At 54.5% G+C, this 16,231-nt stretch carries 15 protein-coding genes; 8 read left to right on the forward strand and 7 right to left on the reverse strand.

Annotation, left to right across the window (positions count from 1 at the left end; translation table 11 throughout):
* Nucleotides 1-57 precede the first annotated feature (57 nt).
* The gene (locus ACJAXR_RS05045) at nucleotides 58-3,387 is read right to left on the reverse strand and encodes a DUF2126 domain-containing protein (protein ID WP_415057162.1); all 3,330 of its coding nucleotides are present in this window, start codon (nucleotides 3,385-3,387) and stop codon (nucleotides 58-60) included.
* Nucleotides 3,388-3,628: 241 nt separating this feature from the next.
* Here ACJAXR_RS05045 and ACJAXR_RS05050 point away from each other — a divergent pair, with 241 nt between their 5' ends.
* Genes ACJAXR_RS05050 through ACJAXR_RS05060 form a run of 3 tightly spaced genes read left to right on the forward strand, consistent with a single transcriptional unit; the run spans nucleotide 3,629 to nucleotide 7,226 of the window.
* Nucleotides 3,629-5,083, forward strand: coding sequence for a circularly permuted type 2 ATP-grasp protein (locus ACJAXR_RS05050; protein WP_415057163.1), 1,455 nt, complete (start codon nucleotides 3,629-3,631; stop codon nucleotides 5,081-5,083).
* Between the two features lie 2 nt (nucleotides 5,084-5,085).
* On the forward strand, nucleotides 5,086-6,075 hold the full coding sequence (locus ACJAXR_RS05055; protein WP_415057164.1) for an alpha-E domain-containing protein: 990 nt from the start codon (nucleotides 5,086-5,088) through the stop codon (nucleotides 6,073-6,075).
* The gene (locus ACJAXR_RS05060) at nucleotides 6,072-7,226 is read left to right on the forward strand and encodes a putative zinc-binding metallopeptidase (RefSeq protein WP_415057165.1); all 1,155 of its coding nucleotides are present in this window, start codon (nucleotides 6,072-6,074) and stop codon (nucleotides 7,224-7,226) included. Before ACJAXR_RS05055 ends, ACJAXR_RS05060 begins: the two co-directional genes overlap by 4 nt.
* On the opposite strand, the gene ACJAXR_RS05065 is transcribed toward ACJAXR_RS05060, so the two are convergent.
* Nucleotides 7,227-7,604, reverse strand: a complete 378-nt coding sequence (locus ACJAXR_RS05065; RefSeq protein ID WP_415057166.1) for a YkgJ family cysteine cluster protein — start codon at nucleotides 7,602-7,604, stop codon at nucleotides 7,227-7,229.
* A 224-nt stretch (nucleotides 7,605-7,828) separates the two neighbouring features.
* On the opposite strand from ACJAXR_RS05065, the gene ACJAXR_RS05070 reads away from it, so the two are divergent.
* The 3 genes from ACJAXR_RS05070 to ACJAXR_RS05080 all read left to right on the forward strand — a co-directional run bounded on the left by ACJAXR_RS05070 (nucleotide 7,829) and on the right by ACJAXR_RS05080 (nucleotide 11,078).
* Entirely contained in the window at nucleotides 7,829-9,046 is a 1,218-nt protein-coding gene (locus tag ACJAXR_RS05070; RefSeq protein ID WP_415057167.1) for a serine hydrolase domain-containing protein, read from the forward strand.
* Between the two features lie 72 nt (nucleotides 9,047-9,118).
* Entirely contained in the window at nucleotides 9,119-10,171 is a 1,053-nt protein-coding gene (locus tag ACJAXR_RS05075; RefSeq protein WP_415057168.1) for a M14 family zinc carboxypeptidase, read from the forward strand.
* Nucleotides 10,172-10,220: 49 nt separating this feature from the next.
* Nucleotides 10,221-11,078, forward strand: coding sequence for a PA4780 family RIO1-like protein kinase (locus tag ACJAXR_RS05080; RefSeq protein WP_415057169.1), 858 nt, complete (start codon nucleotides 10,221-10,223; stop codon nucleotides 11,076-11,078).
* A 25-nt stretch (nucleotides 11,079-11,103) separates the two neighbouring features.
* Here ACJAXR_RS05080 and arfB read toward each other — a convergent pair whose 3' ends face one another.
* From arfB to ACJAXR_RS05100, 4 genes are read right to left on the reverse strand one after another with little or no spacing between them, the layout of a single operon-like run.
* Nucleotides 11,104-11,517 carry an alternative ribosome rescue aminoacyl-tRNA hydrolase ArfB gene (arfB, locus tag ACJAXR_RS05085; protein WP_415057170.1) on the reverse strand — a complete coding sequence of 138 codons (414 nt, stop codon included), beginning with the start codon at nucleotides 11,515-11,517 and terminating at the stop codon, nucleotides 11,104-11,106.
* Nucleotides 11,518-11,557: 40 nt separating this feature from the next.
* The gene (locus tag ACJAXR_RS05090) at nucleotides 11,558-12,250 is read right to left on the reverse strand and encodes a glutamine amidotransferase-related protein (protein ID WP_415057171.1); all 693 of its coding nucleotides are present in this window, start codon (nucleotides 12,248-12,250) and stop codon (nucleotides 11,558-11,560) included.
* 37 nt (nucleotides 12,251-12,287) lie between these two features.
* Entirely contained in the window at nucleotides 12,288-12,704 is a 417-nt protein-coding gene (locus ACJAXR_RS05095; protein ID WP_415057473.1) for an iron-containing alcohol dehydrogenase, read from the reverse strand.
* A 22-nt stretch (nucleotides 12,705-12,726) separates the two neighbouring features.
* Nucleotides 12,727-12,912, reverse strand: a complete 186-nt coding sequence (locus ACJAXR_RS05100) for a hypothetical protein (RefSeq protein WP_415057172.1) — start codon at nucleotides 12,910-12,912, stop codon at nucleotides 12,727-12,729.
* Nucleotides 12,913-13,297: 385 nt separating this feature from the next.
* Between ACJAXR_RS05100 and cls the strand changes: the two genes are divergently transcribed.
* Nucleotides 13,298-14,689 carry a cardiolipin synthase gene (gene cls, locus ACJAXR_RS05105; protein ID WP_415057173.1) on the forward strand — a complete coding sequence of 464 codons (1,392 nt, stop codon included), beginning with the start codon at nucleotides 13,298-13,300 and terminating at the stop codon, nucleotides 14,687-14,689.
* Between the two features lie 26 nt (nucleotides 14,690-14,715).
* Nucleotides 14,716-15,612, forward strand: coding sequence for a hypothetical protein (locus ACJAXR_RS05110; RefSeq protein ID WP_415057174.1), 897 nt, complete (start codon nucleotides 14,716-14,718; stop codon nucleotides 15,610-15,612).
* Nucleotide 15,613: 1 nt separating this feature from the next.
* Here the strand turns inward: ACJAXR_RS05110 and ACJAXR_RS05115 are convergent, their stop codons facing one another.
* Nucleotides 15,614-16,057, reverse strand: coding sequence for a nucleoside deaminase (locus ACJAXR_RS05115; RefSeq protein WP_415057175.1), 444 nt, complete (start codon nucleotides 16,055-16,057; stop codon nucleotides 15,614-15,616).
* Between the last annotated feature and the right edge of the window lie 174 nt (nucleotides 16,058-16,231).

Consider the following 16,231-nt stretch of genomic DNA (forward strand, 5'->3'; position numbering starts at 1 on the left):
CGAACATTGCCGCCCGCCTATAGAATTGTACGTGATCAACGCTGCCTTAAGCCGAAATCATAAGCCAGTAGCGGGCACACCGGCACGCCGGAGATCGAGAGTATGCGGGTATTCCTGACCTGGTGCCTGCACAATACGACCGAAGGCACCCTGCGTATGCCCGTGAGACCAGAACCGCGTCATTCGCCTCGCCTCGGCTTCGTTGGCATTCACTGGGAACGCCTCATAATTGCGACCCGCCGGATGCACAACATGATAAGTACAACCGCCAACCGAACGGTTGTTCCAGCTATCTACCAGATCGAAGACCAGCGGTGCATGCACTTGAATCAGCGGGTGCATTGCAGACGGTGGCTGCCATGCTCGATAGCGCACTGCCGCGACGGCCTCACCCGGCTTGTCGGTCGCCTGCAGAGGGACCTTATAGCCATTGCAGGTGAGTATATACCTTGCCGCATTAAAGTCTGACACCCGCACTTCCATGCGCTCAACCGATGAATCCACGTAGCGGGCTGTTCCACCACCGCTTACTTCCTCACCCAGTACATGCCAGGGCTCAATGGCCTGACGCAGCTCCATACCAACCCCTTGATATCGGACCTCGCCAACCCGCGGGAAACGAAATTCCAGAAAGGGCGCAAACCACTCCTGCTCAAAGGCAAACCCATGCTCATTAAGGTCTGCCAGAACCTCGCACAAATCCTCCCAGATGAAGTGAGGCATCATCCAGCGATCGTGCAGAGCGGTGCCCCAGCGTGAAAGAGGCTTACGGTAGGGTTTAGCCCAAAAGCGTGCGACCAGGGCCCGGATCAGCAATTGCTGCATCAGACTCATCTGTGGGTGTGGCGGCATTTCAAAACCGCGCAATTCCAATAACCCAAGCCGACCAGTCGAGCTATCAGGCGAATAAAGCTTGTCGATACAGAACTCGGCGCGATGGGTATTGCCGGTAATATCCGTTAACAGGTGACGCAGAAGCCGATCAACAATCCAAGGTTGTGGCACCTCACCCTCGGGCATCTGTGAGAGTGCAATTTCCAATTCATAAAGCGCCTCGTGCCGCGCTTCATCTACACGCGGCGCCTGACTAGTCGGTCCGATGAATAAACCGGAGAAAAGGTAGGACAGACTGGGATGGTGCTGCCAGAAAGTCAGCATGCTGGCCAGTAGATCAGGACGGCGCAAAAACGGCGAATCGGTAGGCGTTCGGCCGCCCAGTGTCACGTGATTCCCACCGCCAGTGCCCGTATGACGACCATCTAGCATGAACTTTTCGCTACCCAGCCGGGTAAGCCTGGCTTCTTCGTACAATACCTCGGTATTTTTTACCAACTCCGGCCAATAAGCCGCTGGCATGACGTTGACTTCAATCACCCCTGGATCCGGAGTAATCATGAATTTGTCGATACGCGAGTCCGAGGGTGGGGCATAGCCTTCAATACAGACGGGCAATTCGAGGTGCGCTGCCGTTTGTTCTATCGTGGCCAACAGCTCTAGATACTCTTCCAGATTCGCGAGCGGCGGTAGAAAGACAAACAGCTTGCCATCGCGGGGTTCCAAGCATAATGCGGTGCCAATGACGCCTTCTTCGGTCAACTCAGGCAATTGTTCCTGCCAGTCCTGCGCGAGACCTTCGTGGTGATGACCGTCGCTTTCGTTCAATGCGGCTTGGGACTCGCTATAGCGGCTGGCCACTTCGCCATGGATGTCGGCCAGCGCCGGCGGAGTCTCGAAAAGCGAGCGCGGCTGGGGCTCATCCAGCTTGCGCAGCGGTAAAGCCGACAATGGCAAACGCAGCCCCATGGGAGAGTCGCCTGGCACCAGATAAAGCTGTTCGCGGCGCACCGGCCATCTACTGCTCTGCCAGTTGTCTTCTTTGATGTTGCGCGCAAGAGGCAAAGTCAAACCGGTTATCTCATCCAGACCTCGCTCAAGCAGGCGAACCATCCGTGCACGCGTTTCGTCATCCTTGAGGTCGCTGTCGCCAAGGGCTACATCACTAGGTTGCTGCTGCTCCAGCCATAGGTAGTAGTAGGCATCTTCATAGCATGGAATCAAATAACGCGCATCCAGGCCAAGACGCTTGACCAGCTCACGGGCAAAGATCTGGGTCTTCGCCTGGTCTACTTTATAATCAGCGTTGATATCCGCCAGCCAACAGTCGTTATGCCACATCGGTTTGCCATCACGGCGCCAGTAACAGGCAAGGGCCCAGCGTGGCAGTGGCTCACCAGGATACCATTTCCCTTGTTGATAATGGATGAGCGACTTAGGCGCGTAATGGGGACGCAGGCGCATTAATAACTTTTCGGCCAGGCCCCGTTTAGTTGGACCTTGCGCAGCAATGGTCCATTCTGGTGCATCCATATCATCCACTGCCACAAAAGTGGGCTCGCCACCCATGGTCAAACGCACATCCTGATCCTTCAGGTGCTCATCGACCAGATCCCCAAGGGCTTCGATGCGCTGCCACTGATCTTCACTGTAGGGCTTAGTAACGCGTGGATCTTCGTGCACCCGCGTCACACTCATCTCGAAGTCAAAAGTGACCGTGCACGGCTCAGATGCACCGGTGATCGCTGCCGCGCTGGACGGTTCAGGGGTCGCCGCGAGAGGGATGTGCCCTTCCCCGGCAAACAAGCCGGAGGTGGGGTCTAGGCCTACCCAGCCAGCGCCGGGTATGAATACCTCGGTCCAGGCGTGCAGGTCGGTAAAGTCAATATCGGTTCCCGACGGACCCTCCAGTGCCTTCACGTCTGAAGTCAACTGAATCAGATAGCCTGAAACAAAACGGGCCGCCAGCCCCAGTTGCCGAAAGATCTCAACGAGTAACCACGCCGAGTCGCGGCATGAGCCACGTTTGAGCGTCAATGTCTGCTCCGAGGTTTGCACCCCCGGCTCCATGCGAATCAGGTATTCAATGTCCTGTGAAACCTGCTGATTGATCGCGACCAGAAAATCAGTGATCGGGCATTTTTCCAGTGGCAACTTGTTCATCCAGGCTTCTAGAAAGGGTCCTTTAGACTCTTTTTCCAAATAAGGACCAAGCTCTTTCTGCAATGAATCAGGATAACTGAAAGGAAAGTCTTCGGCGTACTCTTCGACAAAAAAATCGAATGGGTTAACGACGGTCATGGGTACGATCAGTTCGACATCCACGTACAGGTGATCGATTTTGTCTGGGAAAACGACCCTGGCTACGTGATTACCAAACGGGTCCTGCTGCCAATTAATAAAATGCTCACCACCACTGATATTCAAGCTGTAGGCATCAACAGGCGTGCGACAGTGGGGCGCAGGCATCAAGCGAATTTGGTGAGGGGCTACGGTAACAAACTTGTCAAAGTCGTAACGGGTTGAATGCTTCAATGCAACGCGGATAGTCATTTATCGCTTCCCGGATCAGAGATGGGTTCTCCTATCAAGCATAGCAACCCCTGTGCCAAATGCTCGACAAAAGCGCGTCGCGTTACAACAGGCCAACGCATGTTTAAATCTGGTGCTAGGCTAATATCAGTCAAGCGCACCATTAAGGTTGCTGCATAGGATGACCAACGTGAACGGTCTCACGCTGGTATAGCAATTGCATCGTCCTAACCAACATCACCCGAGCGGACAGAGTGGTTCAATGAGCAAAGTTAACTGGGAAGACTACGCCTCCAAAGGTTTTTTTGATGAATTGATTGCTTCGCCTGGCAAGCCTCGACCGGAAGCAGCAATGTTGTGCCAGTACTTGGCGGAACTGGACTCACGCGAAATCAACGAGCACAAGACTGCAGCCGAAGTTGCAATTCAGCTCATGGGTATTACCTTTACCGTTTATTCCGAAGGCGCCATGATTGATCGTGCCTGGCCTTTCGATATAGTGCCGCGCATTATCCCTCTCAGCGAGTGGCAAAAAACCGAGGCCGGTCTCAAGCAACGGGTTCAGGCCCTGAACATGTTCATTGATGATTTATACCATGACCAAAAGATCATCAAGGACAAAGTTTTTCCGGCGGAGATACTCGAGAAATCGGTGAATTTCAGACCGCAGTGCGTTGGGGTTCATCCACCGCACAATGTCTGGGCGCATATTTGCGGCTCGGATCTGGTACGTGACAACGACGGCACACTCTATGTCCTCGAAGACAACCTGCGCGTCCCATCGGGTGTCTCCTACATGCTGGAGAATCGAAACGTGACCAAACGGGTCATGCCAGACCTGTTCGCCACCGGCCGAATACAACCTGTGGATGATTACACCTCCCAGCTCTACGACATGCTAGCGTCCATGTCCCCGCGCCCCGGAGATGATCCATGCATAGTGATACTTACACCTGGCATCTATAACTCCGCCTATTACGAGCACGCCTACCTGGCTCAGCAAATGGGCATCGAGGTAGTCGAGGGGCCGGACCTAGTAGTAGGCGACGACGATTGTGTATACATGCGCCGCATTGACGGGCTAAGCCGAGTTGATGTGATCTACCGACGGGTCGACGACATGTTCATTGATCCTGAAGTATTCAATCCCGAATCCATGCTTGGCGTACGCGGATTGATGCGTGCCTGGCGCAAGGGCAATGTCGCATTGGCCAATGCACCGGGGGCCGGGGTTGCAGATGACAAGGTTGTCTACGCCTTTGTGCCGGCCATTATCAAATATTACCTGAATCAAGAGCCGCTACTGCCCAACGTGCCCAGTTATCTTTGCATGTTCGACAAGGACCGCGAGTACGTGCTGGCCAATCTGGACAAACTGGTGGTCAAGCCTGCCAACGAATCCGGCGGTTACGGCATGCTGATCGGTCCGCACTCGACAAAGAAGGAGCGCGAAAAATTTGCCGAACTGATCAAGGCTGACCCGCGCAACTACATGGCCCAGCCCACCTTAAACCTTTCGACTTCGCCAACGCTTTGCGCCGGGGGCATGGAGCCAAGGCACGTTGACCTTCGACCCTTCATCCTCTCAGGCGAAAGACCATGGGTCACCACCGGCGGCCTGACACGGGTCGCACTGACCAAGGGCTCGCTGGTGGTGAATTCATCCCAGGGCGGTGGTAGCAAGGACACCTGGATCGTCGACCTGGAGAGGAGCTGATTATGCTGTCTAGAGTCGCTGAAAACATCTACTGGCTGGCGCGCTACATCGAGCGCACTGAAGACACCGCCCGCTTGCTCAGCGTGAATAGTCACCTGTTGCTTGATTTACCTCACCCGACCAAACTCGGCTGGAACGAAATCATCGCCATAACCGGAAATGACGAACTGTTCGACGAACTGTACGACAGTCGCGACGAAGCCAACGTGCTGTCCTTCATGTGTGGCGATGTGCGCTACTCCGGATCGATACTCAGTTCTCTGAGCGCTGCGCGCGAGAATCTGCGCACCACTCGCGAGATCATCCCTAGGGAAATATGGGAAGAGATCAATCAGCTCTACCTGAATGTAAAGGAACAGGTGGAAGCCGGTATTACGCCCAGGCGCCGGGATGCATTTCTAAGCCGTGTTATCCGCAGCTGCCAGACAGTAAACGGCCTGATCGAAGGCATGCTTAGTTATACCCCAGCACGTACTTTCTTGATGCTCGGCCGTCAACTCGAGCGCGCCGACATGACCACCCGAATAATTGATGTGCGGTCGGCCAATCTATTGCCCCGCAGTCCGGAAGACCTCACCCCTTTTGAAAGCTTGCAGTGGATGAGCGTGCTCAAGTCACTCAGCGGATTCCAGATGTATCGTCAGCATGTACGCCTGCGCATACGTGGCCCGGACGTTTTGCAGTTCCTGCTCCAAGATCGACGCTTCCCGCGTGCCGTGGCTTGCAGCCTTGAACGGCTAGCGATAGCACTGAAAAGCCTGCCTATGCATGAAGCAGCCCTGAATGAAGTCGAAACCTGCCGAACCCATATCGCCAACGCGGAAATTATTCGCATGGCCGCAGAGCCCGATTTGTTGCACGCATTTGTCGACGAAATACAGATCGATTTCACTGAACTGCATGACGCCATCCGAAAAACCTATTTTGCACAGGATGACGAGGCGGTCCCGACCCAGAACCAAAGTCAGAGTCAGAGTCAGTCGAAAAAATGAGCTACTTTGATCAGTTGGTCAGCCGTAGCGAGGGGCACCAACTCTTCGATTACCACCCCAATGGCCACGTGCAGCATTGTCAGTGTGGCCAGCCGATTTTTTTCGATAACACCCACTGTCTGGGCTGTGGATCAGAGCTGGGGTATCACCCTGATCACGGCCTGCTTTGCAGCCTGAAGGCAGAAGATGACGGCTCGCGCTGGCGAGTCAAATCCGACGGCCCGCTCAAAAATAAATCATTTATTCGCTGCCAGAACCTTAACAGCGCAGCCCAGTGCAACTGGTTGATCAGTGACGCACAAACAACACCCTATTGCACCGCCTGCGCACTCAATCTGGTAATCCCTGATCTCAATTTGCTGGAAAACACCGAATATTGGCACCGCACCGAAGAGGCCAAGCGGCGCTTGATCGCGCAACTGATCATGCTTGGCTTGCCGACTATCTCCAAAGAACTTGATCCACAGCAGGGCCTAGGGTTCAAGCTGTTACGCCAGCAGCAAGGCAAACCGCCTGTCATGACCGGCCACATGGATGGCGTGATTACCCTCGACGTCATCGAAGCGGACCCTGCCCACCGCGAACGCGTTCGGCAAAACATGCACGAACCTTATCGCACTTTGCTGGGTCATTTTCGCCATGAATCAGGTCATTACTACTGGGACCGCCTGGTTCGCGATAGCCGATGGATCGAGACCTTCCGCAATCTGTTCGGTGACGAGCGCCAGGACTACAAAAAAGCACTAGAAAAGCACTACATGGAAGGTCCCCCGACAAACTGGAACAGCACCTTCATAAGCAGCTATGCAGCCTCCCACCCCTGGGAAGACTGGGCAGAGACTTGGGCGCACTACCTGCATATGACCAGTACGCTGAACGTGGCGCTGGACTTTGGCATCAAGCTCGACAAGCTGGAACTCAAACCTGATCAGTTCAAAACCAACCAACTGGACGGCTGCGCTGTAGGCAACGGCGACCAGACCACATTCCTACTGTTCATCAACCGCTGGATCCAGCTCAGTAGCGTACTCAATGTGCTGGCGCGCAGTATGGGCCAACCAGATATCTATCCATTCGTCTTGACCGTACCCAGCCTGCGGAAACTGTATATGGTTCACAGTATCGTCGCCGATTATACCAACCCACTCTGATCAGGCAGCAATGACCGGAATGCGCTCCGGTGCCAGCGGCGCATCAGGCAAAGGCGCCATTCCATGTCGAGCGCGAGCGCGCTGACAATCCAGGTTAGCAGCACCATTTTCACCATGCCAGGCAAAGTCCCTGCAGCTGGTGGAACGGCTCTCATAGATATTGCATCGCACGCCCTCACCCACACTACCCATCAGCGCAGTACAACGCGGTTCGGGTTGATTGGTGCCCTGCATGCAACTGAGGTGTGGAGAAATCTGTTCAGTAAGATCTTTGGGTACCAGGCCGCCCTCGCAAGCGTCGGTTTCTCCCCAGTAAAAGGAAACTCTGAAAGTGGCACAGCAGGCACCGCAATTCAGGCAGGGCGAAGGGGTGTTCATGGCATTGCATTACTCATATTGCTTGGGTTTAACATTCTTACAGGGTCTCACCCTTCTCGCACAAGAGGCCTGGAGAACGGTTACAAAGTATATTTCAGCACTGGGCTCGTCAGCGGATCACGCAATTATCTGGCAAGGCATTCGCGACGATACCAAAGCCCCAAAAAGCACCGATACAAGGTAGTATCTATTCTTCTTTTTCATCTGACCTAACGGATACCCACATGTCTGAGTCTGTTGTTATCGCTGGTATGTGCACCGACCGTCTTAGCCGTATCGCCACCCATATCGACCAAGCCTATATCCAACCAGGCAAACTGCCGGGCGCACTGACCTTGGTGGCGCGCCACGGCAAGATCTGCTGGTTGCACGCCCAGGGCCAGATGGATGTGGAACGCAACAAGCCGATACAGCGTGACACGCTATTTCGCATCTACTCGATGACCAAACCGATAACCTCCATTGCGATGATGCAGCTCTACGAGCAAGGTCGCTTTCTCCTCGATGAGCCGGTTCACAAATACATACCCTCATGGCAAAACCTGCGCGTATACAAGGCAGGCCTTCATCCACAGTACCTTACAACTCCGACCACTCGGCCAATGACCATACGCGACTTGCTAACGCACCAGTCAGGACTGACGTATGGCTTCATGAACCGCACCAATGTAGACGCTGCCTACCGCTCATTGAAGCTGGATGGAGGTGCCGGACTGACTCTCGAACGCCTAGTTGATGAACTATCACATTTGCCCTTGGAATTCTCGCCCGGGACCGCATGGAACTATTCCGTGGCTACTGATGTGGTCGGTTATTTGGTCCAGGTACTCTCGGGCATGAGCCTGGGAGATTATTTTGCCAAACATATTTTCGCGCCACTGAGCATGCAGGACACTTTTTTTACCGTTCCCCAAGACAAGCTCAGTCGTTTTGCCGCCTGCTATCAGTATCAACCGGGCGATCGTTTCAGCTTGCAAGATGACCCACAGGACTCGTCCTTTGCCAAAGCTCATGGCTACCTCTCCGGCGGCGGCGGCCTGATATCGACCATCGATGACTACTATCGGTTTGCTCAGGCCCTGGCCAACGGTGGCGCGTATCAGGGCGCGCGCATCATCGGGCGCAAGACTCTGGAGTTCATGCGCCTGAATCACCTGCCAGGTAATCAAGATCTGCCTGGCGTATCAGTAGGCGCATTCAGCGAAACACCCTATGAGGGCTCAGGCTTTGGGCTGGGCTTTTCGGTTAAAACCGACGTTGCCAAATCACATACCAATGGCTCGATTGGGGAATACGGCTGGGGCGGCATGGCCAGTACCAACTTCTTCATCGATCCGGTGGAGGATGTAATAATGATATTCATGACACAGCTGATACCCTCTTCCAGCTATCAGATTCGTCAGGAACTACGAGCCATTATCAATGGTGCCTTGGTGGACTGATATCTGGCTGTCATCTGTCTGCAACGCATCAATGTCACGCTGCGGTCAACATTAGCAGCGGTGCCCTCCTTCATGCCCAGACACTCCCCGGAGTCGGTTCAACAGCAGATTCATCGTCATCTTCCCGAACATCTGCAACTGGAGGAACTGCTGCACTTAGGCGCGCGCCACCTGCGCTGGCAAACCGTCCATCGGGTAGATATTCAGGGCATCGACATTCCGATCAAGGTAATTGAAATGGGCAGCCGATCACCGTTGGTGCCGGTCATTGCATTTTTTGGGGGTGTACACGGTGTCGAACGTATCGGCACCCAGGTGTTATTGTCCTGGCTGCACAGCCTGATTCACCGGCTGGACTGGGACGATCAATTACGCCGGCAGCTTGAGCGCATACGCCTGGTCTTTATGCCCATGATCAATCCCGGTGGTATCTGGCACCAGCAACGCAGCAACCTCAACGGTGTGGACCTGATGCGCAATGCACCCATCGACGCCATGGGAAGTCCCCCCTGGCTGGTCAGCGGTCACCGGATAAGCCCCCGATTACCTTGGTATCGAGGCAAATTGGGTGAGCCCATGGAAGCTGAATCCGCCGCGCTGGTCGCAACTGTACGCGATCGGCTACTCAGCGCGCCCTTCTCCATGAGTATCGATTGTCACAGTGGCTTCGGCCGCCAGGACCGTTTGTGGTGCAGCTATGCGCGCAGCCACCGGCCCATCCAGCACATTGCCGAAGTGCTTGCGCTCAAGCGCCTGTATCAGAACACCTATCCGAATCACCATCCGTACATTATCGAGCCGCAGTCGGTTCATTACACCACCCACGGCGACTTGTGGGACTACCTGTACGACGAATCAGTCGAGCAACACCCTGACAACATATTCCTGCCGTTTACCCTGGAAATGGGCTCCTGGCTTTGGGTACGCAAGAACCCCCGTCAAATGCTTGACTATTTTGGTTACTTTAACCCGGTAATCACACATCGCAAGCGCCGCGTGCTGCGCCAACATTTGCCATTATTCGAGTTTCTGTTGAGTGCTGGCCAATCCTGGCGCAATTGGGCACCCAGGCCCGCTCAGCGGGACGCCATAACACAGGCGGCAATTGCCGAATGGTTTGTTTAAGTCACCGCTAAAGTACCCATAGACCGTCTATTTGAGGTATAAGGGCGCTATGAAAATCCCAAAACGCTTAGAACCCCTGGTTGAAGACGGCTTGATTGACGAAGTGCTCCGTCCGCTGATGAGCGGAAAGGAGGCGGCTGTCTTTCTGGTGCGCTGCGGTTCGGAGATCCGCTGCGCAAAAGTGTACAAGGAAGCCGCCAAACGCAGCTTCAAACAGGCGGTGCTCTACCAGGAAGGCCGCAAGGTCAGAAACTCCAGACGCTCACGCGCCATGGAAAAAGGCTCCAAATTCGGTCGCGGGCAACAGGAAGAAGCCTGGCAGAACGCTGAGGTGGACGCACTCTACCGGTTGGACGCTGCAGGCGTACGGGTACCCAAACCCTATGGCTGTTTCGAAGGCGTACTGCTGATGGAGCTGGTCACTGATGACGAGGGCGGCGTAGCCCCGCGTCTGAATGACGTATCGATGGACGCTGAGCAGGCCCGAGAGGACCACTCGGTGGTCATGCACTACGTCAAATTGATGCTCTGCGCCGGTCTGGTACACGGCGATTTATCGGAATTCAACGTACTGGTCGACGCCTACGGCCCGGTCATTATCGACCTGCCCCAGGCCGTGGATGCGGCGGCGAACAATAACGCCCGTTCGATGCTCGATCGTGACATCAACAATATGACTCAATACTACGGTCAATATGCCCCCGACCTGCTTGCCACGAAATATGCAAAGGAAATGTGGGCCCTTTACGAAGAAGGTGAACTGACGCCCGATACCGAGCTGACCGGCCACTTTGAAGAAAGTGACGAAGCAGCTGACGTCGACTCTGTGGTTCAGGAGATCAAGGCGGTTATGGAAGAAGAGCGCGAGCGGCGCGAGCGCATGAGCGAGGCCGACGAAGAGGATTAAGATGGAGGCATGTTGTAACAGCCCGCTACATGTCTACCTTACCACGCAATGCCTTGTGCTGGCCGCGTTTGGTTTTGCTGTCCATACGCCTAGCCTGTGAGCCCTTGGTGGGCTTGGTGGGACGCCTGCGCTTCTGCACGGTCACGGCTCCATTGATCAGTTCCTGCAGACGCTTTACTGCATCTTCTCGGTTCATTTCCTGGGTTCGGTAAGACTGCGCCTTGATGATGATCACTCCTTCCTTGGTAATCCGTTGATCAGACAGCGCAAGCAACCGCTCTTTGAAAAAAGGCGGCAGGCTGGAGGCATTGATATTAAAGCGAAGGTGGATTGCGCTGGAAACCTTATTTACATTCTGGCCACCCGCACCCTGGGAGCGGATAGCCGTTATCTCCACTTCCCAGTCACCCAGTTGCACGTCATGGCTTAAATTGATCATAAGCCAAGTTTAACGACTGATCGCCGTATGCCAAGTCATTTCATCCCGACATGTCCGTACGCGACGCCTGAGCTAGAAAGTTGAACATCCAGCGCATCATCACATCGGCATCCACCGCTGCGCTCAACGATGCCTGGCCTTCGCGCAGGCGAGCGTCCGGTATTGCACCATTGCGCAGATCCATTAGAGCGCGTGAATAGTCTTTGCAGAACTCCGGGTGACCCTGCACACTCATGAAATGCTGGCCGTACTGCACCACGTAATAGGGACAGAAGATGCTACTGATCAAGACATCGGCATGGGCAGGCAAGCGGATGACTTGATCCTGATGGCTAACGATCAGATCGAGCTTTTCCTGCCACGGATCCATCCAGTTCTTACGCATCACAACCTGATTGAATGAAACTCCGACACCCCAACCCTTGACTGACTTGCCGACCTCCCCTCCGAGCGCCTTGGCCATGAGTTGATGACCGAAACAGATACCCACCAGCGGCATACGGTGTTCCCACAACTGACGAATGAAGTCCTCGAGGACGTCAACCCAGGGTAGCCCATCATTCACCCCGAATTTGCTCCCCGTGATCAAATAGGCATCGCACTCACCCGCACGTGCCGGGTACTCGCCATCCATGCAGCGATAAACCACCATTTCAAGATCCGGTACCTGAGCGCGCAATAAATCATCAAACATTTGCGGATAGTTGCCATGCTCGAACTGCAACGTTTGCATTACATCGTCACATTGTAAAAGACCTATTTTCATGTAGTTACAACTGACCTCTCACTGCGTTTATAAAGATTTTACGGTATGTGGATTGCTCAAACACGATGGGGTTGGTACCTGCAGCGCCATCGATCACAGCCATCTGTGAAATCAGGTCGGCACGCGCCTCATCCATACCGAGTTCCGCAAGAGTATGAACAATGCCTATATCTCTGCGCAACGCCAGCACCCACTCCAGCACCCCATCAAATCCGGGCGTAGGGAGCCGCAGATACCGTGCCAACACGTCCATTCGATCTTCTATGCTGGTCCGGTTAGCCTCGAGCACATACTGCATAAGCACGGCATTCAGCGTGCCGTGGTGCGCATCGTAGAGCGCCCTGAGTGGATGCGCCAGCGCATGCATAGCGTCCAACCCACGTTGAAACGCAGTGGCGCCCATGCTCGACGCCACCAGCATCTTCAATCGCGCTTCCAGGTCGTTACCATTGGCTACGGCCCGCGGCAGATACGCCTTGATCTTTCACATCCCAACCCAGCACAACATCGCAAAATGCGAAACCATGATCCAGCAAGGAGAAAAACTTTTCATGGTTCATGTATTTGCCACGCTCCTCGACAATACGCTGGGCATCGTCAATGGTCTCCACTTCCCGCGGCTTGAGCATTTCAGTCTCCAGCAGACACTCCTATTGTTAACCAGCCGGCAAGAGCAGCGTGAGCCAGCCCAGAAAGAACTTTAATACCTGCAGGAGCCGCGGCTTCGACGCGGAGGATTTAGCACTTTCACTGAAGTTCACTTCGCATCCGCAGCAGAACTTCTCCACAAGGATTATCTCCTTCAGCCCTTATCTACCAAGCAGCGCCAACAGCGGGACCGCAAAAGCACAGGTCTTAGGAGGAGCGATGAACTCTTGAGACCTAAAGGGTGTCAAACTTGAAAGCCCATCGGTCTAGAGATGTTGATCATCCTTTAGAGAGCGCGCAAAACGCGTAAACATTCCGGCCATCCCGGCCCACTTAACAACCCCAGCGTGCTTGGGACGGAGCCCGATGACCTTGCGTAACCGATGGTTTCTTGTCTGTATTACGACAACATTTTGCTTGCTGACTACAGCCTGTAGCTCCTTACCCGAACTCACCCCGGATATGGCCCGTGGCAGAACTGCACCCGCGCAACTCGACGGCCCGCACGGCCCCCTATCAGCCACACAAAGCAAAGCTATACTCAAGAATTTAGAGGTCAACGGCACCGAAACCGATATTTTTGATCTGCACCTTGCAGTAGAAGCATCCATTGCCGGCAGCCCACTGACCACGGGCAATAAAATCGAATTACTGCAGGATGGCCCCGACACCTATAAAGCGATGCTAGAAGCCATCGCTAACGCACGCGATCATATTAATCTGGAGACTTACATACTTGAAGACGACGCAATAGGTCAGCGTTTCGCCGACGCACTTATTGCCAAGCAGCGCACTGGCGTGCAAGTCAATCTGATCTACGACAGTGTCGGAACCCTCTACACTCCCGCAGCATTTTTCGAGCGTCTGACGCAAGCTGGTGTGCACATACGTGAGTTCAACCCGGTCAATCCGCTTACGGCCAAAGCCGGCTGGACTGTGAACCAAAGGGACCACCGCAAGCTTCTGGTCGTCGACGGGCGCATTGCCTTTCTTGGCGGCGTCAATATCAGCAGTGTTTATTCAGGCAGTTCGGTCATCGGTGCAAGCCATGCGCCGCACAATAGTGAACTGCCCTGGCGAGACACGCACCTGCAAATCGAAGGTCCAGTAGTCGCTGATCTGCAAAAGCTGTTCATTCAAACCTGGAATAAACAGGACGGCGACGGGCTGATCCCACTCGACTATTTCCCCGGCACAGAGCACCGAGGTGACGCCATCGTGCGTGCTATCGGCAGCTCACCGGACGATCAGTACAGCTTGATATACGTCACTCTGATCTCTGCCTTGCGCAGCGCGCAAAGCGAGATATGGCTCTCCAATGCCTATTTCGTTCCTGATCCGCAGTTACTCTCTGCACTAAAAAACGCCGCAACTCGCGGTGTCGATGTACGTCTACTGTTGCCCAGCAGCACGGACTCCTGGCTGGTATTCCATGCTGGGCGGGCCTTTTACCACGAATTATTGGAGGCCGGAGTCAAAATCTACGAGCGTCGCGGCGCCCTGCTACATACCAAAACAGCCGTCATAGACGGCGTCTGGTCGACCATAGGTTCAACCAACCTCGATTGGCGTAGTTTTTTGCACAATCAAGAGGTGAATGCAGTGATTCTGGGCGGCGACTTCGGCACCGAGATGCGCGCAGCCTTTCTCGGCGACATAGAGCAATCCGATAGCATCACCCTGGACGCCTGGCGCAGCCGACCCCTGCGCAATCGGGGTAAGGAACAGTTTGCGCGCTTGTGGGCCTATTGGTTGTGACAGGCGTTCGCTGGTTAGCCTTGTTTATGGCGCTATCAATGCTGTCGGCCTATGCCCAGGACCCCGCAATGGCGCTGCGGGCGATGCACCAGCAACTTGCGCCGCAACTGGCCAGTAATCCCTTCCAGCGCCCCCTGCACCTGCAATCACAACAGACTGAAGAACGCCTGCAAGGTGATATCTATGCGGTACTGGACCAACCTTTTAGCCTGGTGGGTGCAGCGCTGCAAGATGGCAACAACTGGTGCGACATTCTGATTCTGCATCTCAACGTTAAGCGCTGTCTCGCCTCATCCGACCAGCCGGAGCAAGTGCTGAACATCCACATCGGGCGCAAAATTGAACAGCCGCTGGCTGAAGCAGCTCTGTTCCAATTCGATTACAGGGCAGTGTCAGCTACCGCTGATTACCTCAAGGTGCAACTCAATGCCGACGAAGGACCGCTGGGCACCAGTCTCTACAACATAGATCTTCAGGTAGTAGCGCTTGATGCCGAGCGCAGCTTTCTGCACCTTTCCTATTCCTATACGTATGGATTAGCGGCGAACCTGGCCATGCGCGGCTATCTGACCAGCCTGGGTCGAGACAAGCGCGGCTTCAGCGTTACCGGCCATAACGAAAACGACAAACCGATCTATATAGACGGTATGCGCGGCGTCATTGAGCGCAATACCATGCGTTACTACCTGGCAGTGGAAGCTTACCTGAGCGCCTTGGGAACTCCACCGGCCGGGCAGTTGGAACAGCGTTTGGCCCATTGGCAGAGTGCGGTCGAACATTACCCGCAGCTGCGTGAGCTCGAACCCGAAGAGTACCTGAGTATGAAACGCGAAGAGATCCGGCGACAGGAAAGTGCGCAAAGCCGACTCTATAACACGCCAAAGACACGCTCATTAAACTGCCAGGCGGCAGCGTGCCAATGATTTAGCCGTCCTCGCCTATGTCCTCGCTCCACAACTGAGGCTGGGCAGCAATGAAGTCACGCATCAACGCAATACACTCGGCGTCCTGCAACACGTCTACTTCCACACCGCGCGAACGCAACAACTGCTCCTCACCCATGAAGGTCTGATTCTCACCTATCACCACCTTCGCAATGCCGTACAGTAGAATCGCCCCCGAACACATCGCACAGGGCGAAAGAGTGGTGTAAAGCGTGGATTGGGCATACACCGCAGCAGGAAGTCGCCCGGCATTCTCTAGTGCATCCATCTCCCCATGCAGAATCGCACTGCCCTGCTGCACCCGCCGATTATGCCCTCGGCCAATGATCTTGCCATCGTGAACCAGCACCGAACCAATGGGAATGCCGCCCTCGGCCAGACCGGTACGGGCTTCGTTAATGGTGGCGCGCATGTGGGAATCCATAGATTTGTCCATTAAAAGGCTCCAAAAATTTGTGTTTATCTGATCGGTCGATGGCAGTATCTAATTTATGGATCGTAAAATATCGACAATGACATTTCGTTACTTTTTGCTCTGCTTGTTCTGCACCAGCATTTTGCTCCCCCGCTCTACAGTCACGCCCCATTTCCCACTATG

The organism is Halopseudomonas sp., assembly GCF_047631575.1.
Classification (GTDB): Bacteria; Pseudomonadota; Gammaproteobacteria; order Pseudomonadales; family Pseudomonadaceae; genus Halopseudomonas.